Origin of the sequence: Collinsella aerofaciens, from assembly GCF_039758965.1 — a bacterium.
GTDB classification, from domain to species: domain Bacteria; phylum Actinomycetota; class Coriobacteriia; order Coriobacteriales; family Coriobacteriaceae; genus Collinsella; species Collinsella aerofaciens_BR.
Genome location: NZ_JBDMSL010000007.1, coordinates 60,606 through 79,283 on the forward strand (window position 1 = coordinate 60,606; position 18,678 = coordinate 79,283).

The following is an 18,678-nucleotide window of genomic DNA, read 5'->3' on the forward strand; positions in this document are numbered from 1 at the left end:
GTTCTCCAACGCGCAGATACACAGTCTGGAAACAAACGACACCCGCATCGACGCGCCGATCCGCCAGCTCATGTACTCCACCAGTCTTTTTAGCGCCGTCCCAAAAAGACTGGTTACAATTACGTGCAGCATACAGACACCGGGAGGGATCGTGGCAAAAAAGCCTCAGCACGCTCAGAACAGCCAACGCGAACAGCAGGGCAAACAGGGCCAGCAGCAAAAGCGCGGCGGCAAGGCGCAGGCCACGGTCGCCCGCGCCAAGCATTCCCAAGCGACGCCTGCCCGCCCCTGGCGCCCGGGCCGCGATAAGTTCCTCCCCGTCAGCCGCGCCGATATGGATGCGCGCGGCTGGGACCAGTGCGACTTTGTCTACATCTGCGGCGATGCCTACGTGGACCATCCGAGCTTTGGCATGGCTATCATCAGCCGTGTACTCGACGCGCACGGCTACAAAGTGGGCATCATCTGCCAGCCCGACTGGACCGATCCCGCCAGCATCAGCGTGCTCGGTGAGCCGCGCCTGGGCTTTTTGGTCAGTGCCGGCAACATGGACTCCATGGTCAACCACTATTCGGTGACCAAGCACCGCCGCCACACCGACGCCTATACCCCCGGCGGCGAGGAGGGGCGCCGTCCCAACCGAGCTGTCACGGTCTACGGCAATCTCATCCGTCAGACGTTCAAGGACGCCCCCATCATCATCGGCGGCATCGAGGCGAGCCTGCGCCGCCTGGCCCACTACGACTACTGGCAGGACAAGCTCAAGCGCTCGGTACTGCTCGACTCGGGCGCCGACATCCTCATCTACGGCATGGGCGAGCACGCGATCGTCGAGATCGCCGACGCGCTCGACGCGGGACTGCCCGTGGACCAGATCACCTATATCAATGGCACCGTCTACCGCACCAGCTCGCTCGATGAGGTCTACGACTACGACCTGCTGCCCAGCTGGGACGACCTTGCCGCTGACAAGCTCAACTACGCACGCAGCTTTAACGTGCAGCAGCAGAATATGGACCCCATCACCGGGCATCGCCTGGTAGAGCCATATCCCAACAGCGTGTACGTGGTGCAGAACCCGCCGTCGGCGACGCTCACCACCGACGAGATGGACGAGGTGGCCGAGCTCCCCTACGCACGCGATTGGCATCCCGACTACGACGCGGCGGGCGGCGTGCCGGCCTTTGCTGAGATCAAGTTTTCCATAAGCTCCAACCGCGGCTGTTTTGGTGAGTGCTCGTTTTGCGCCCTCACCTTCCACCAGGGCCGCGTGTTGCAGATGCGCAGCCACGACTCGATCATGCGCGAGGCCGAGCTGCTCACGCGCGATCCCGAGTTTAAGGGCTATATCAACGACGTGGGCGGACCGACGGCCAACTTTAGCCGCCCCGCCTGCGACAAGCAGCTCAAGCACGGCGTGTGCAAGAACAAGCGCTGCCTGTGGCCGAGCGTGTGCAAGAACATGGTGGTCGACGAGACCGGCTACACGCAGCTGCTGCGCGACCTGCGCCAGCTGCCGGGCGTCAAGAAGGTCTTCGTGCGCAGCGGCATCCGTTTTGACTACACCATGGCCGATGCCTCGGACGAGTTTTTACGCGAGCTGCTGGAACACCATGTCTCGGGCCAGCTGCGCGTAGCGCCCGAGCACGTGAGCGACGCGGTACTGTCCGTGATGGGCAAGCCGAGCCGAGCTGTCTACGACGCATTCTGCCGTAAATTTGAACGCTTGAATCGCGAATACGGACTCAAGCAGTACGTGGTGCCGTATCTGATCTCGAGCCACCCCGGCTCGACCATGAAGGAAGCCGTGGACCTTGCCGAAGCCGTGCGCGACATGGGCTACATGCCCGAGCAGGTGCAGGACTTCTACCCCACACCGTCCACCATGTCGACGTGCATGTACTACACCGGCGTGGACCCGCGCACCATGGAGCCGATCTATGTGGCGCGCGACCCGCACGAAAAGGCCATGCAGCGCGCGCTGATTCAGTATCGCAAACCCGAGAACTACAAGCTCGTGCGCGAGGCGCTGGAGAAGGCCGGGCGTCGCGACCTGATCGGCTACACCAAGCATTGCCTGATTCGCCCCGTGCCGCCACGCCCGGGCGAGACGTCTGCCGGCGGCGGACACGGCACTGGCAAGAAGGGCGGCAAGGCCCACGGTGGCGCCGCCGGTGCCGGCAAGGGGTCTAAGGGCAGCAAAGGATACGGCGGTATGTCCCGCGCGCAGAACACTGCCGGTCGCAATCGCGCGGCACAGGGGCGTCAGGGCGCCAACGGAGGCGGTCGCCGCAACTAGCGCGGCGAGGCGGCATGCCGCCGTTGGCGACACGACACGCCCCACCAATAAAATGCCGCTCGCCGGGGCGTCGCAGAACGATTCCCCGGCGAGCGGCCGATTAATATTGTCTATCTCAAAACGTCGTTACTTTTTGTCAAAACGACCATAGAGCGCAAACGAGAGCGCCGCAGAGATAACCCAAGTCAAAGCGATGCAGACGACAATCATGATCAGGTTCATGGGATTGCCGCTTGGATCGGCATAAACGGGCAACGAGGTAATGCCGGGCATAACAAAGCCGAAGCACTTTGCGCCGAGAACAACGGTAAGCGCACCGCCAATGCCATCCGCGATCATCGCAGCGATAAGCGGAGTCCTGTTAGGAACCTGAACGGTAAACAAGGCGGGCTCGGAAATTCCCATAAATGCTGAGAAGGCGCACGTCATTGCAGCGGACTTGAGCTTTTCGTCGGTCATGCGCAGGGCCGCACCAAAAGACGCACCGCTTTCGGCGAGGTTATGGCAGAAAGAGATCGGGAGCAGATAGTCATACCCAAGCGTTGCGATATTGGAAATCTGGATAGGGCTCGTTGACTGATGCATGCCGAAGAGCACAATAAGCGGCATAAAGAAGCCCAGCAGAAAACCGGCAACAGGGCCCAACGTCGAGAATAGCCAAACGATACCGTTGGCGAGACCAAGACCGCACCAGGCACCAATCGGAGCGAGCACAAACAGGTTGACCGGAATCACGATAGCAAGGGAGAGTGCCGGGACGACAACGAGCTTAAAAAGATCCGGCACGACCTTGTCGATTGCGCGATATACAAAGGACAAGCCAATGACGCCAAAGATGACCGGGAACACGGAATCGGCGTAGCTAAAAATCGGCACCGTAAAACCGAACAGCGCAAGAGGCGTCTCGCCCGTACCGACAGCGTTGACAATGGTCGGGTACATCAGCGATCCGGCAACACAAAGCGCAAGCGAACGGTTGACTCGGAACTTATCAGCTGTAGACATTGCCAGCAAAAACGGCAAGAAGTAGAACGGGATATCCGAAATCATATTGAATATCGCAAAGTCGCCGGCACCCGTGTCGATTCCAAAAGCCGCGATAGCAGCCAGGATGCCCTTTACGATACCTCCCGCCACCAGCGCGGGAATGATAGCGGAGAAGATGCCGGTGATGATATCGAATACGCGAGCCGAACCTTTTTGGAGCTCAGGCTGCTCGGCGTCGGCGGAGACCTCGCCACCCATCCTGTCACCTAGCATGGGCTCCAATTCGTCATATACCGACCCCACGCTGGCGCCGATGATAACTTGCCACTGTCCGTCTTTAACCTGCGCGCCCAAGGCGCCGTCAAGCGTCTTAAGGGCCTCAAGGTCTGCCTTGCTATCGTCCTTCAGGTTGAATCTGAGCCTTGTAATGCAGTGCGTTGCCATAACAACGTTATCGGCGCCGCCCACGAGCTCGAGGACACGAGCGGCCAGTTCCTTCTTGTCTGCCACGACAATCACTCCTACCCAAGATCCTCGCCATTAGTGGCGATACATTTCTGATACCAATAGAAAGAGTCTTTACGCGAGCGCTCCGCAGTGCCGTTGCCGCAATTATCCAGATCGACATAGATAAGCCCGTAGCGCTTGTCCATCGTAAGAGGACCGCAGGCAACAAGGTCAATGAATCCCCAGATCATGTATCCGCGCACGTCAACGCCATCGATCACTGCTTCCTTAAGGCACTTTATGTGCTGGCGCAAATAATCGATTCGATACTCGTCGTGGATGCTGCCATCCTCCTCGACTACATCAGATGTACCGAGGCCGTTCTCGGCGATATACAGGGGCAGCCCATAGCGGTCATACATCTGGTTAAGGGTAACCCTCAGACCAATGGGATCGAGCTGCCAACCCCACTCACTCGTCTCGAGATAAGGGTTCTTGTTTGCCATGACCAGATTACCCGCAGTCTTCTCCCATCCCTGATCGCAGGTGGATACCTGGGAAAAGTAGTACGAGAAGGCCAGGAAGTCGACCGTGTTGCGAGCGATGAGCTCTTCATCGCCCGGTTCCATTTGAATCTCGATATCGCACGCGTCGAAATAGCGATTCATATAAGCGGGATATTTTCCACGAGCCATCACATCCGTATAGAACCAGTTGGAATACTGGTCGTCGTGAATAGCCTGCATGTTATCTTCGGGACGGCAGGTGGCGGGATACGTACAGAATCGAGCGATCATGCCGCCAACGGGAGTATCGGGTGAAAGACGATGGACAATCTCGACGGCACGCGCATTGGCAACGAACTCGTGGTGCAGGCACTGGAAGATGGCTCGATCGAAGTTCTCCCCCTCTTCGTCTTTGACCAGACAGCCCCCGTCCCAAGGCGAAAAACGCGCTGCATTGAACTCGTTAAAAGGCAGCCAGAAATCGACCAGATCGCCCAATTCCGTAACGATTGTCTCGACATAGCGGGCGAAGAAATCAATCGTCTTGCGATTCTTCCATCCCCCATATGTGGTGACAAGATTTACCGGGATGTCATAGTGGAGCATGGTGACGAAGGTCTTAATGCCGTGCTTTTTGCACTCACCCAGCATGCTTCGATACCACTCGATGCCTTCGCGGTTAGGCTCAAGGTCATCTCCGTTAGGATAGATTCGGCTCCAGCAAATAGAGGTGCGGAACAGCTTGAGACCCATCTCCGCAAAAAGCGCGATGTCCTCACGATAGTGATGATAGAAGTCGTTGCCACGCCTAAACGGGTAGAACTCAACACCATCATCTGCGAGAGCGTTCATTAGTTCGTCATGGCAGAAGGGGTTGTTTTGATGCTTGTCCTCAATCTGGTCATGAGTCCAGGTACCATCCAGCCATCGACAATCCTGCGTCGACTTTCCCTTTCCGCCCTCATTCCAAGCGCCATCGGCCTGCGAGCACGATATGGCTCCGCCCCATAAAAAGTCGGAGTCAAACCCATGTTTTAACTTACTCATTTGCCCTCCTTGATCGGATGCTCCAGCGGATAACCCAATACTAGGAAGAACAAGATGCATAAGATATCGCATAGAAAGCTTGGGTTTATAACATTTTTTTAGATATAATACCGTTTAAGGCATCGATTCTACCGTTCACCCCTGGAGCACCCCATGGATTCGAATCTCAAACAGCTGCTCTATACGCATACCGAGACCGAAGAGTGGCATCGCACGCATCCGGGAGAGCTCAGCCCGCGATATAACAGGGTGGAAACCACAACCATTAACGGCGAAGAAGTCTATCTGTTTGATTGGAAAGAAACTCTCGACGAAAACCCCGTGGGCCTTATCAAGGAGTCGCGCTTTACCGACATTCCTCCTCATATCAATCGGGATATGGAGCTCAACTACGTGTACGACGGCGTCTGCACGTTTATCGTCAACGGACGGCGACTACTCCTTAAAAAGGGTGACGTGCTCATTTGCAACACTGGCGTAGTCAGAAGCGTTCCGTACGTTAAGGGCGAGCACGATATCGTCATTTCAATCGTCTTCAAAAAAGAAATGTTCGATTCGTTGTTCCTGAGCCAGCTACCCGGCGCGTCACCATTAACGAATCTCCTATTTGATTTTGTGTCCAAAAACCGTGAGGCCCGCAAATATCTCATTCTCCCAGAGGAATACGCCCGACATGCGCGACGCCTCATCGAGATGCTCTTTATCGAATATCACTTTAAAGATGCCTACTCTAATGAACTCATGAGGCACCTCGCCGTCAGCCTATTCCTTGTTCTCATTCGAGGACTGTACCGACGCTCTGCAACTGATAACCAGGCAATCATGTCGGACGAGCGCATCGTGTCGATTCTGAATCATATTGAGCGAAGCTACGGCGACTGCACGCTCGAAAGCATTGCGAGCGATACGGGTTATGCACCAGCTATCTCAGCAGCTTGATCAAGCAAAAAACCGGCAAAACGTTTTCGCAAATCAAGCTCAACCAGCAGCTCACAGAGGCGGCATATCTTCTCAACAACACCGAGCGCAGCGTGCAGTATGTAGCCCGAAAAGTCGGCATCTCCAACATGTCATTCTTTTACTCAAAATTCAAAGAAGCATTCGGCGAAACGCCAGGTGTATTCAGGGCGCATCGGTCTAGTTAAAGTCATTGATAATCAGGCCGATCAGCTTCGCGTGGCGCAGGAATGCACGACCGGAGCAGCGAGCGCATCGCCTCTACCAGCACAAAGCCGACGATGGCAACCGTGACTGCCACGTCGAGCGGCGTGTTCACAAACCACAGCAACGTCATGAGATACGACCCGGCATTAAAGGCAAAGTGCAGTAGGATCGTGTAGCGGAGCTTTCCGGTCGTCACGAGCACCCAACCGAAGATGAGGCCGGCGGCACCCGCGTAGCAACCCTGTACCCAATTCATGTGCATAAAACCGAAGATTGCCGCCTGCAGTACAATCGCCGCTGCGATACCCCACGTGCTTGGGGCCGCCCAGGGCACCATGGCGCCGCCCTGCGCGCTCGCACGACGCCGGCGCTTCCAGAGCGGACGGCACTGCGGGTTAAATGCTCGGAGCGAAAACTCAAAAATGATACCGCGCACCAGCAGCTCCTCGCAAAACGGAGCGCCGATCACCGTGGTCAGGACGGCCAGATAGCTCGTTTCGCCCATGCCCGTCTCCTCGACAAGTTCGCTGTAATCGGCCGCCGCCTCGGGCAACAGCGACAGCACAGCGTCGGTCACGTAGCCAACGACCACCTGCTGGGCAAGGCCGATCACGATAACGCAGGCGATGCGCCTCCATGCTTTGCCTGCTCCCCCGCCAAGCGGGCGCTCGCCCTGCCAGCGCGCCATAAACGAGCGCGGCCACAGATAACGCCACCACAGCAGTGCCATCAAAAACGACGCCATCTGCGCGGCAGCCTGAAGCAATTGAATATCGAGGTCGTCAATCGAAAAGCCCATGAACACCGACGCGACACCAAGGGCGGAAAACAAAACGACGCTCAGGGCAATATCGGCAGCGACGACGCCAAAACAGGCAAGCGCCCAAATCATCGCATTGAGCATGCCAACCTCCTCCCGACGACTAGTCATTGGGGACGTTCTTCAACGACTAGCTGTTGGGGACACTCTTTACCAAAAGCCCCGCTCGGCGAGATGTCGAACGGGAAGGTGCCGCAGCGATTGAAGGCGGCGATAAACATGCGGATGGCGTTGGACGGCGTAGTGCCCACGAGCTGGGTTGCCGCCGCGAAGGCCGCCTTTTCCTCGGGCAAGACCTTCGCGACAACCGGGGTCATGTGTTCTGCCATGGCGCTTCCTTTTTGAAACGACGGTGGTGCGGATGGATGCGGGCCACGCGGCTGGGCGACGGGCTGTGAAGGCAACCCGATTGGCCCGCATCTGGAGTTTGTTCTACGGCGCTGGTATTACTTGGTATTCCTAAGTATTACCCCGCAGATAGAATACCATACCCGACCCCATGGGGACGGAGAAAAAACGGATCAATTTGTTGCTGAGTAAGTCTTTAGAGCGTGATGATGTCCGAGATATTGAGGGCCCGAGCGTCAGCGGAATCGTGCGTGGCAAGCAACAGCATACGACCGTCGAGCAAGTCGAGCACGACCTCGGTGCATGCGTCGCGCGCAGCGATGTCTAGACCGGTAAAGGGCTCGTCCAGAATCACTGCGCCGCCCGGACACAGCAGGGCTCGGGCAATCTCGACGCGACGGCGCTGCCCGCCCGAGAGCTCGGCCACGCGGGCATGCACATCGATCCCCGGTACCAGCAGGCGCAACAAGGCAGCGGCACTCGAGGCATTCACGCGTGCATCGGCGCACACCAGCACGTTATCCAAAGCAGAGGCGTCCTCGACCAGGCGCACGTCCTGAAACACCATGGAGCACGGTGCGCACTCCCCCGCCACCAGCGCAAGCAACGTCGACTTGCCCACGCCCGAAGCGCCCATCACACAGGTGCGTCCACCGGCGGGCACATGAAGCACCAGTCCGTCGAGCGCCGGCGACCAGGGCGCCCGGTCGCCCACGGCGAGCGCAAGCTCCGCAGCAGCCCCGCCGCCAGCAGAGCCGCACGCACGCCCGCGGCCACCGCGCCCATGCGCCCGCACGGCAGTACGCCACGCCACGGGCCCCGAAGCCCGCAGCAACCACACCAGCACGCGCTCGCATGCCCACGAAGCCATAACAACCAGCACGGTCCACGCCAGCAGGTCCGCCGTCTCGATCAAAAGCTTCGCCTGATAGATGCGTTCGCCCACGGTGCCCGTCGCCATGCCGATGAGCTCCGCCGCCACGCCGGCCTTCCAGCTCATGCCGATCACAGCGCGGGCGCACGAAAGCACAAACGGCAGGACTTCGCGCCAGGTGTGGGCACAAAACAGACGCCAACCCCGCACGCCATGCAGACGAAACATCTGCTCCAGCGGCTTATCCACTTGCGCCAAGCCCTCGACCAGCGAAAAATACACGCCCGGCAGTGCCATCAAAAAGACCGCCGCGACGCTCACACGCGCCGACCCCAACCAAATGAGCAGCAGGACCACCACGCAGGCAACCGGCGTCGCCTTAACAAACGAAAGCGCCGGCGCCACCAAGCGGGCAAACGTCGGCGACCGCACCGAGGCTCCCGCCATCACGCCGCCGCACGCCGCGGCAAGCGCCAGCCCACCCAAGATTCGCGCGCCTGAGTCCACCAGAATCGCCCACGTACCGGCATCGCATACTAGCCGCAGCAACGCCATCGCAACAGTGCCTGGCCCCGGCAAAATCAACGGCTGCGCCACCAGTGCTGCTGCAAAGACCCACACGGCAAGCCAAAAGGCGGCAACGGCACCTGCTGCCGTCACCGCCTTCATACGCTCTGTCATTTGTCGAGCAAACGCACGCACGGGCTACTCCATGTAATAGAAATCATCAGCCGGGAGCTTGCCGCCCACGGCGCTCGCGTCCGCATCGGCCAGCACCTGCAGGTACCCACCGAGCGCCGCCTTCATATCCTTCCCCGTCTGGCACACGAGCATGCACCCGGGAATCGCCTTTTCAGCAATCGCGGCGTTATCGACGATACCCGCATCGACCACGGCCTGTGCCCAATCTGCCGGCGCCGCATTGACAGCCTTCACGCTCGCCTCATGGCAGCGCAAGAATTCCGCCACGGCCTCGGGATGCTCCTCGGCAAAGGCACGGCGCACCACGGTCACGCCCGTCAGCAGGCGCGAACCCGTGTCACCCGCTAGCTCATCCCACACATCGGTCAGGCTCACCGGCGCCGACAGCTTGCCTTCGCTCTTGGCGATGGCAGCGGTCTTGAACGGCTCCGGCAGCACGCCCACGGCGGACGGGTCGACAAGCAACGCCGACAGCACCTCGGTGGGCTCGCTCTTAAACTCAAGCGTCACCTGGCCGGTCAGGCCCGCGCGCTCCAGCAAGTAGTTCATGACGTACTCCGGCGTGGTGCCCTTGCCCGTCATATAGACAGTATGGCCCGCCAGATCGCCAAACGAGGCCACACTCGCGTCGCCCGTCACAACGTTCAGCACGCCCAGCGTGTTGATATCGATGACCTGCACCGCACCCTCGGTCTTGTTGTAGAGCACGCTCGCCACGTTGGCGGGCACCAGGGCGATATCGATATCGCCCTGAATGACCTTGGGCACAATCTCGTCGGCGGCAGTGTTGATCGCAAAGTCGAACTCATTGTCCGTCTCGCCATCGGCAGCCTGGTCCATAAACTGCACCAGGCCAATCGAGGTCGGCCCCTTGAGCGAGGCGACGTGCACCTCGACCGGCTCTGCGACAGCACCGGCGCCGTCCGTGGCAGCCGAGCCCGCGGCGGACCCCGCCCCCGCAGCTCCGCCGCCACAGCCAGCCAGTGCGAGCGACAACGCGCCTGCGGCAAGCGCCGAGGCAAATCCTCGGCGCGTCATCTCAGCATCAAACGCGCGCATCGCTAGCACGTCCCCTCGTTGGGCATCGACCAGGCGTGATGATCGGTATGCAGCAGCTCCTCGGCCAGCGGCGAGAGCGGTGCGCCCAAAAACTCGCTGTAGCACGCCTGGACATCGGGATTCTCGTGCGAGAAGCGAATGTCCGCCTTCGCATCCAGGCCCCACAGCACCTGGCCGCGCTCGGCCGCCAGCTCGCAGCCGTCGTGGATGGGCTGACCGCCGCCACCGACGCAGCCGCCCGGGCATGCCATAACCTCAACGAAGTCATAGCTCACGCGGCCGTCGCGAATCGCGTCGAGCAGGCGGGCGGCGTTGCCCAGCCCGTGCGCCACGGCGACGCGCACCTTGGTGCCATCGATATCGGCGACAGCTTCCTTCCAGCCATCCAGGCCGCGCACGCCGGTAAAGAAATCCGCATCGGGGTTCTTGCCCGTCACCAGGTAATAGGCCGAGCGCACGGCGGCCTCCATCACGCCGCCCGTGGCACCAAAGATCACGCCCGCGCCCGTGCCAAAGCCCAGCGGCGTGTCGAGCGGCTCCACGACCAGCGTGTCCACGCTCACGTGGCTCGCGCGAATCATGCGCACCATCTCGCGCACCGTCAGCGCAACGTCCACATCGGGCGCGCCACCCTCGCCCACCATGCTCGGCAGCGCGCACTCGGCCTTCTTGGCCGTGCACGGCATAACGGACACCACGAACAGGCGCTCGGGCTCCACGCCCAACACCTTGGCGTAGTAGGTCTTGGCAATAGTGCCGAACATCTGCTGCGGCGACTTGGACGTGGACAGACTGTCGATAAACTCCGGATAGCGCGCCTTCACAAAGCGCACCCAGCCCGGGCAGCAGCTCGTGAACATGGGCCAGCCGCGGCTGTCGCCCTCGCCCTTGGCGGCGGCACCCAGGCGCTCGAGCAGCTCGGAGCCCTCCTCCATAATGGTGAGGTCGGCCGAAAAGTCGGTGTCAAACACGTACTCAAAGCCAACGCGGCGCAGTGCGCAGGCCAGGCGCTCAACGGTAGCCTCCTCGCGAGATATGCCGAGCTCCTCGCCCCAGGCGCTGCGCACGGCCGGCGCAATCTGCACCAGCACGATCTTGTCGGGATCGGCGATGGCGTCGAACACGGTCTCGGTATCGTCGCGCTCGCGCAGGGCGCCCGTCGGGCAATGCGTGATGCACTGACCGCACGCGACGCAATCGGTCTTGCCGATCGGCGCACGCCCGCGGGTACCCACGGCGGTGTGCGTGGCGCGGTTGGTCAGGTCCCAAATCCCTAAGCCCTGCACACTCTCGCACACCTTGATGCAGCGCATGCATTTAATGCACTTGTCGTTATCGCGGATGATGGGAAAATCGAAGTCCCAGCCCTCGCGCGCCAGGTGCTGCTCGTACGGCAGATAGAAGATGCCCAGGTCGTTGGCGATGGTCTGCAGGTTGCAGTTACCACTGCGCACGCAGCTCGTACAGCGCGAGTCGTGCTGGGACAGCAGCAGCTGCACGTTGGTGCGACGCGCCTCGCGGGCCTTGGGGCTGTTGGTGTGGACCACCATGCCGTCGAGCACGTAGTTGTTGCAGGCGGCAACCAGCTGGTCGCAGCCCTCGACTTCGACCACGCACACGCGGCAGCCGCCGATCTCGTTTAGATCGCGCAGGTAGCACAGGGTGGGAATCTGAATGCCGGCGGACTTGGCCGCATCCAGGATCGTGGTGTGCTCGGGCACCACGACTTCACAGTTATCGATAATGAGCCTGACCATGTTGTGCGCTCCGTTTTCGCTGTTGTCGCCGACAGTGGTTTTGTTGAGCTCTACCATTCCAGGTTCCTCCCTCCGCGGAACGCGCCAAAGCCAAAGTGGTCGCAACGCAGGCAGCGGCTTGCCTCCTGGCGTGCCTCCTCCTCGGTAAGGCCCTGCTCGACCAGATTCCAATCGTGGATGCGCTCGCCGGCCTCGCGCTCGCCCAGCTCGCAGCGGCCGCACTCGTGCTTGCCCTTAAACTGCACGGTCGGCAGCTCAACGTCGAGCTTGATCTTGTGGTCAAAGCCCAGGTAGCGGTCGATATTTGCCGAAGCAACGCGGCCGGCGTTGATGGCCCGGATGACGGTGGCGGGACCGGTCTGGCAGTCACCGCCGCTAAAGAGGCCGTCGAAGTTAGGCACGGCGCCGTCCGAATCGGTGACGACGCAGCCCCACTTGCAGGCGATGCCCATCTCCTCAAACGGCTTGGAATCGATGTCCTGACCAATGGCAACAAACACGCGCTCGCAGGGAATGACGCGCTCGGGCGTCGCGGCGGCACGCGGGGCCGGGCGCCCACGACGGGGCTCGCCGATAATCTGCGGCTGCACGCGCAGACCACTCACGCGACCATCTTCGCCCGTCTCAATAGCGAGCGGTGCGGTGAGCTCAAGAACCTCGCAGCCCTCGGCCTGGGCGCCGGCGATCTCGGCATCCTGGGCCGTCATGTCGCAGATGCGACGGCGGTAGACGATGCTCACCTTTTCGGCACCGCAGCGCACGGCAGAGCGCGCCACGTCCATGGCCACGTTGCCGCCGCCGATGACGCACACGCGCTGACCGCTCAGGTCGGGCAGCTCGTCGTCGCCGATGGCGCGCAGCATCTTGACGGCCGACTCCACGCCGGGCGCCTCTTCGCCCGGAAGGCCGAGCTTCTTATCGCTGTGGGCACCAATGGCCAGGTAGACGGCATCGAACTCGTCGCGCAGGCGGGCAAGCTCCTCGCCATTGACGGAGTGGTCGAGTTCCACGTTGATGCCGGCGCTCAAGATCCAGTCGATCTCGGCCTGCAGGCGCTCGCGCGGCAGACGGTAGCTGGGAATGCCATAGCGCAGCATGCCGCCCAGGTGGTGGCGCTGCTCAAAGATGGTCACCTTATGGCCCATCACGGCCAGGTAGTAGGCACAGGAAAGGCCGGCCGGGCCGCCGCCGATCACGGCGATGCGCTTGCCGGTGTTGTCGGCCACGCTGGGCTTGTAATCGTTGAGGTCGCTGTGCTCAACGGCAAAACGCTTGAGGGCGAGGATGTTCATGGGATCGTCGACCATGCCGCGACGGCAGTGCATCTCGCAGGGATGCTCGCACACCAAACCGCAGACGAGCGGCAGCGGGTTGTTCTTGCGGATGACCTTGACGGCATCGGCATAGCGGCCGGCCTCGACCAGCGAAATGTAACCGGGAATGTCGACGTGCGCCGGGCAGCCCGAGACGCACGGGACGCGGGCCTCGCGGTCAAAGCCACAGGAGTGCTCGCGGATGTGGTGCTCAAAGTCGTCGCGGAAACCGCGGATAGCCGTAAGCGCCATGGCGCCGGCCTCGTAACCGATGGCGCAGTCGCTCGAAAGATAGATGGTGCGGGCGGTGCGCTCAATCAGATTGAGCGTGGACTCGTCGGCGCGGCCTTCGAGCACATCGGCGAGCAGGTCGCTCAGCGCGCTCAGGCCCACACGGCAGGGCGTGCACTTGCCGCAGCTCTGGGTGGAGCACAGGTTGACGAGCGCTGCCGTAAACTCAACGGGACACGGGGCGAGCGAACTCACCGCCAGACGACGTCCGAGCGCATCGTGCAGGTCGTCCATGACAGCCTGAGCGTGGCTGCGTTCCATTACGTGCAGTCGTGCCATAAGATCCCCTCTCATGCGGCAGCCCGGAGGCGAGGCCGGGCGAAGTTGCTACACGCACAACACTGACCTATAAAGTTGTTAGGCCTCCACGCAGTTCGGCAGGCGGTATGAAATGTCACCCTCGGCGGTGAAATAGAACATTACCGCAGATAAATGCCATATTTGATAAAACGCGTTACCAAACGACAATGCCCCGCCCACGCAATCACGTGGACGGGGCATTGCTCATGGTATGCGGTCAGCGACCCTGTTGCTTTTACTTAAGCTCGGGCCAGTAACCCTTGTTGGCCTCGATCATGTCGTCGAGAACCTCCTTGGCGACCTTCATCGACGGCACGGTCTTGTTGAGCGTAAAGGCCTTGAGCGCCTTCTCGTACGAACCCTCGATCGTAGCCTCGACCACGAGCTTCTCGGAGTTCAGCTGCTGCATCATGAGGCCCTGCTGGAACAGCGGAATGTTGTCGCGGCTGATGACCTCGGGGCCGTTCTTGCCAATGTAGGCAGGCAGCTCGACCATGGCGTCGTAGGGCATGTTGGGGATGGCGCCCTTGTTCTCGCAAATGACCAGGAAGCGCTGCTTGGTGTCGTTCTTCAGAGCGATAGCCAGATCGGCAATCCAGTCGCCGTGGCTGCCCGCATAAAACGTGCTCTCGTCAATCTCGCCCGTCTTCTCGTAGTGGTCGATACCATCAAAGAGGTTCTTCTCACGCGTCTCCTCAACCTCATTTGCACGGGTGCGCTCGGGGTTGGAATGCTCGACGAACTCCTTCTGCTGCAGGTAGTAGTTCAGATACGTGTTGGGCAGGTACTCCGGGAAGCACTCCATGATCTCGTACTCGCCCTTCCAGACGTAGTACCAGCTGCCCTTGGTGTGGCGGTTCTGCTCGGGGTGCTCGTCGGCGGTCTCCTCGGGCTTCTTTGCCATGAGCGAGCCCATGCCCTTGAGGTAGGAGTCGGGCAGCAGAATCTCATGCTCCTTGATGTATTCGCGCAGCTGCGGGAGCACCTCCTCGCCCTTGTGGCGAATCGAGGTGAACCAACCAAAGTGGTTGAGGCCAAAGTAATCGTACTCGACATCCTTCTTGTCGATATCGAGCGCGGCGCAAACCACGTCGATAATCGCGATCGGCATGTCGCAGATGTTGATGATGCGAGCGTTGGGACGCAGCACGCGGCAGCCCTCGGAAACGATGGCGGCAGGGTTGGAGTAGTTGAGAATCCAGTAGTCCTTCTTGGCGTACTTCTCAACGTCATCGATCAGCTCGACCATGGGGAAGATGGTGCGCATGCCGTAGGCAAGACCGCCGCAACCGCAAGTCTCCTGACCCACGCAGCCGTGACGCAGCGGAATCTTCTCGTCCTGCTCGCGCATGGCGTAGCCGCCCACGCGCATCTGGGCAAACACGAAGCTCGCGTCGGTAAAAGCCGTCTCCTTGTCGGTGGTCACCGTGAGCTTGATGTCCAGGCCGAGGTCCTCGTGCAAAATCCAGTCCACGAGCACGCCGACCTTGCGCTGGCGCTCCTCGTTGATGTCGTACAGACGAATCTCGTCAACGTCGAGCTCGTCCTTGCGCAGGGCGATGGACTTGACGATGCCGGGGGTAAAGGTGGATCCGCCACCACACAGAGTAATGATCATTGTTTACTGCTCCTTCTCAATTGCGTTTTCGACCTTGTCGCGCATCTCGGCGACCTTCATGCCAAAGATGATCTGGATATTATTGCCGTTGCGGTTGATGCCGCTGTTGGGCACGTGGTTGATGAGGTCCTCATTGATGAGGTCCGGGTTCTTAACGTTCACGCGAAGACGCGTAAAGCAGTTCTCGAGCTCCTCGATGTTGTCCTTGCCGCCAAGACCTGCGACCAGGTCGGCAATACCTGCATCGACGCCCTCTGCGGGAGCCGCGGCAACGGCGCCCTGCTTCACTGCGACAGACGCGGCGACCTCGCCCTCGGCAACGGACTCGGCGAGCTCGGACTCCTCCTCGCGGCCAGGCGTGTGGAGGTTGAGCTTCTTGATAAGGAAGGTGAAGAGGAAGAAGTACAGCGCGGCGTTGACGACTCCAAGCACCAGCATAACCGGCCAGTTGGTCTTATCGACGCCCAGGACCAGGTTGGAGACCACGATGTTGATGATGCCGCCTGCAGTCGAAGCGGGCACGGAGAGGACCTTGAGCAGGACCAGGAAGATGCCGGAAAGAACCGAGTGAACGACAAAGAGCACGGGAGCGGCAAAGACAAAGAGAAAGTCCATGGGCTCGGTCACGCAGGAGAGCACGGCGGTGATGATCAGCGGGATGATAACGGCCTTGGTCTTATCCTTGTTCCCCTTGTAGGCGGTGACGATAAAGGCGAGGCCGATGCCGATGTAGGGCCACAGATTGTTGAAGGTGTAGCTGTTGAAGTAGGTGCTATCGGAGAAGGGCTGACCCGTCATTGCCATCTCGGCAACACGGATGGGATAGGCGCCGGCGATAACCTGACCACCCAGCGTAAGGGTGCCACCCACATCGGAGAACTGGAACGGGGTGTAGATGAGGTGGTGCAGACCGGTGGGAACGAGCAGCTTGTTGAGCATGCCGTAGATAAACAGACCGATGTTGCCCGACTCCTTAATGATGCCGGCAACGGAGGAGATGGCACCCTGAACCGGAGGCCAAACGATGCAGAAGCCAGCGCCCATGATCCAGGAGATGATGATCATGATCAGGAACGGAAAGCGAACGCCCGAGAACATCGAAAGGGCAATGGGGAACTGCTTGTTCGAGTACTTGTTGAACACGGCACCGGTGATGCAACCAAGAATGATGCCGCCAAACACGCCGGTATCGAGCACCTGAATGCCCATAACGGTGGCCTGGCCGGTTCCGGTAAGACCGAGCATGCCGCTCGCATCGGCAAGAGAGCCGGTGGCGTTGAGCACGATGTTGTTAGCCTGCAGGAACAGGAAGAACGACATCAGGGCGATCAACGAAGCATGGCCCTTGTTCTTCTTTGCCATGGCGCCGGCGATGCCCACGCAGAACAGAATCGAGAGGTTGTTGATGATAAACATCAGCGACTGGTAGACAACGGCGCCCACAAGCTGGAACGGACCGGAGCCCAGTACGGGGACCAAAGCGCAGATGGTCTTGTTGGTCAGAATGATGCCCACGATGAGCAGGATGCCGGCAACCGAGAGATACATCATCGGCTGAACGATCGACTTCGCGAACACCTCCAACGGCGCTTTGAAATTGAACTTCTTTTTTGCGGTCATAGCGGTACTCCCCTTCCTTTTCCGCAAATTAAGACAGATGTGCCCTGGACAAGACCGTGAGCCTTGCCTTATATCAATCGATGTGTGGGCACGTTATGCCTAGAGACCAGGTTCTCCAAGCAGGTTAACAATGTGATATGCGAGATAACTCTTCTCGGCATCGGTAACGACAACGTTATAGGTAGACGACAAGTGGGCGGCTATGGCGTCCGCGCACGAGAATGCGCACGGATACGCCGTTTCATCGATTCGGAACAGCGCATCGCCATTGATTTGCCCGGCCGTAGGATCGAGCGCTCGCTGTGCGAAAAACTGCAGGTGACGAACGAAACGTTCGTAAGGCAGCGAGGTGTCATCGAGGGTCGTAGCATAGCGCTTGGAAACAATCGCGAGCACGTCGCGAACAAGCTGGACCGAAACAATCAAACGGTCGGAGCGCTGCGGCATGGTGGCGTTGACGATATGCAGCGTAATAAAACCCTGCTCTTCTTCGCTCATCTGGATGCCCATATACTCCTTGATAATCTGCAGCGCACGGCCCGCAAGTGCATACTCCTTGCGATAGAACTGCTGGATTTCGAGCAGCAACGGATTCTCACAGGAGACGCCCTTGCGCTCACGCTCCAAAGCAAGGCTGATATGGTCTGCGAGAGCAATGAGAATCTTGTCGTTGATATCGACATTGAGCTCTCGACGGAGCATCTGAACAATATCCTCGGCAATCACGAGGTTGACGGTGGGGATGGACTCCAAAAGATGTGCCAAGCGGTCAATCGTACGCGAGTCCTGAGAAGTTCCCTCCTGCAACGCGTAGGTCTTTTCGATCGACGCCTCGTCGATGGCATCGCCGGCATGACGGCCAAAGCAGAGGCCTCGGCCGATGACGATGAGCTCGGAGCCATCGTCCGAAGTGACCATTGCGACGTTGTTGTTAAAAACTCGCTTGATAACCACGGTACCCACCACAAGAATTTACTCGGAAAGCCAGACGACAGGCTCTTTAACAGCAACAGGGCCGGAAGCATGCTCACGAAGAGTCGAGTTCTCCGAGCGCTCGCACACGATAACGAAGACCGTGGGATCGAAGCCGGCGGCGCGGACCGCGTCGAAATCGACCTCGACGAGGGGCTGGCCCGCGTCGACATGGTCACCCTGGGCAACAAGCGCATGGAAGCCCTTGCCCTCAAGCTTAACAGTGTCGATTCCGATATGCAGCATCACCTGAGCAGAGCCGTCGTCGGACATGATGCCCAGCGCGTGCTCAGTCGGAAACAGCGCCGCGACGGTGCCGGAAACAGGAGCGCACACCGTTCCCTCTTGGGGAACCACGGCAACGCCATCGCCCACGGCACGGCTGCTAAAAGCGGGGTCATTGGTATTTTCTAGATGAACAAGCTCGCCGGAAACGGGAGCGAGGATTTCGAACTCGGAAGCTGCAGTTTTCTGCTCATCCGAACCGCCCATCAGGCGAGAAAAGAAACCCATGGTGGCATGTCCCTTCATAAATATAGCCCAACCAAAATCAA

15 protein-coding genes are annotated in these 18,678 nt (G+C 59.9%); 3 read left to right on the top strand and 12 right to left on the bottom strand.

Annotated elements, in window-relative coordinates; all coding sequences use genetic code 11:
* Window positions 1-151: 151 nt before the first annotated feature.
* The gene (locus ABHU32_RS03375; protein ID WP_346978947.1) at window positions 152-2,299 is read left to right on the top strand and encodes a YgiQ family radical SAM protein; all 2,148 of its coding nucleotides are present in this window, start codon (window positions 152-154) and stop codon (window positions 2,297-2,299) included.
* A 126-nt stretch (window positions 2,300-2,425) separates the two neighbouring features.
* Here the strand turns inward: ABHU32_RS03375 and ABHU32_RS03380 are convergent, their stop codons facing one another.
* Both ABHU32_RS03380 and ABHU32_RS03385 read right to left on the bottom strand, forming a co-directional pair.
* Window positions 2,426-3,796, bottom strand: a complete 1,371-nt coding sequence (locus ABHU32_RS03380) for a PTS transporter subunit EIIC (protein ID WP_238022412.1) — start codon at window positions 3,794-3,796, stop codon at window positions 2,426-2,428.
* An 11-nt stretch (window positions 3,797-3,807) separates the two neighbouring features.
* Window positions 3,808-5,286: a family 1 glycosylhydrolase gene (locus ABHU32_RS03385; RefSeq protein WP_346978949.1), complete on the bottom strand. Its 1,479-nt coding sequence runs from the start codon at window positions 5,284-5,286 to the stop codon at window positions 3,808-3,810.
* Between the two features lie 153 nt (window positions 5,287-5,439).
* Here ABHU32_RS03385 and ABHU32_RS03390 point away from each other — a divergent pair, with 153 nt between their 5' ends.
* Both ABHU32_RS03390 and ABHU32_RS10070 read left to right on the top strand, forming a co-directional pair.
* Entirely contained in the window at window positions 5,440-6,225 is a 786-nt protein-coding gene (locus tag ABHU32_RS03390) for an AraC family ligand binding domain-containing protein (RefSeq protein WP_346978951.1), read from the top strand.
* Complete coding sequence (locus tag ABHU32_RS10070; RefSeq protein ID WP_430393426.1) at window positions 6,222-6,431, top strand: helix-turn-helix domain-containing protein; 210 nt, start codon at window positions 6,222-6,224, stop codon at window positions 6,429-6,431. Before ABHU32_RS03390 ends, ABHU32_RS10070 begins: the two co-directional genes overlap by 4 nt.
* 2 nt (window positions 6,432-6,433) lie before the next feature.
* Here the strand turns inward: ABHU32_RS10070 and ABHU32_RS03395 are convergent, their stop codons facing one another.
* The 10 genes from ABHU32_RS03395 to ABHU32_RS03440 all read right to left on the bottom strand — a co-directional run bounded on the left by ABHU32_RS03395 (window position 6,434) and on the right by ABHU32_RS03440 (window position 18,637).
* Window positions 6,434-7,354 (bottom strand): CPBP family intramembrane glutamic endopeptidase, encoded by a 921-nt coding sequence (locus ABHU32_RS03395; RefSeq protein WP_346978953.1) that lies wholly within the window; start codon window positions 7,352-7,354, stop codon window positions 6,434-6,436.
* A gap of 23 nt (window positions 7,355-7,377) precedes the next feature.
* Entirely contained in the window at window positions 7,378-7,599 is a 222-nt protein-coding gene (locus tag ABHU32_RS03400) for a type II toxin-antitoxin system RelB/DinJ family antitoxin (protein WP_022093947.1), read from the bottom strand.
* A 215-nt stretch (window positions 7,600-7,814) separates the two neighbouring features.
* The gene (locus ABHU32_RS03405) at window positions 7,815-9,161 is read right to left on the bottom strand and encodes an ATP-binding cassette domain-containing protein (protein ID WP_346978955.1); all 1,347 of its coding nucleotides are present in this window, start codon (window positions 9,159-9,161) and stop codon (window positions 7,815-7,817) included.
* Between the two features lie 36 nt (window positions 9,162-9,197).
* Window positions 9,198-10,253, bottom strand: coding sequence for an ABC transporter substrate-binding protein (locus ABHU32_RS03410; RefSeq protein WP_346978957.1), 1,056 nt, complete (start codon window positions 10,251-10,253; stop codon window positions 9,198-9,200).
* Window positions 10,254-10,255: 2 nt separating this feature from the next.
* Window positions 10,256-12,067 (bottom strand): [FeFe] hydrogenase, group A, encoded by a 1,812-nt coding sequence (locus ABHU32_RS03415; RefSeq protein ID WP_346978959.1) that lies wholly within the window; start codon window positions 12,065-12,067, stop codon window positions 10,256-10,258.
* Window positions 12,061-13,893: an NAD(P)-binding protein gene (locus ABHU32_RS03420; protein WP_346978961.1), complete on the bottom strand. Its 1,833-nt coding sequence runs from the start codon at window positions 13,891-13,893 to the stop codon at window positions 12,061-12,063. The genes ABHU32_RS03415 and ABHU32_RS03420 overlap by 7 nt, the downstream gene beginning before the upstream one ends.
* Before the next feature lie 256 nt (window positions 13,894-14,149).
* A complete protein-coding gene (locus ABHU32_RS03425) occupies window positions 14,150-15,532 on the bottom strand; it encodes a 6-phospho-alpha-glucosidase (protein WP_346978963.1) in 1,383 nt (460 codons plus the stop codon).
* Between the two features lie 3 nt (window positions 15,533-15,535).
* Window positions 15,536-17,152 carry a PTS transporter subunit EIIC gene (locus ABHU32_RS03430; RefSeq protein ID WP_346978966.1) on the bottom strand — a complete coding sequence of 539 codons (1,617 nt, stop codon included), beginning with the start codon at window positions 17,150-17,152 and terminating at the stop codon, window positions 15,536-15,538.
* A 99-nt stretch (window positions 17,153-17,251) separates the two neighbouring features.
* Window positions 17,252-18,106: a PRD domain-containing protein gene (locus ABHU32_RS03435; RefSeq protein WP_271736594.1), complete on the bottom strand. Its 855-nt coding sequence runs from the start codon at window positions 18,104-18,106 to the stop codon at window positions 17,252-17,254.
* 18 nt (window positions 18,107-18,124) lie between these two features.
* Window positions 18,125-18,637, bottom strand: coding sequence for a PTS sugar transporter subunit IIA (locus ABHU32_RS03440; RefSeq protein ID WP_346978968.1), 513 nt, complete (start codon window positions 18,635-18,637; stop codon window positions 18,125-18,127).
* Between the last annotated feature and the right edge of the window lie 41 nt (window positions 18,638-18,678).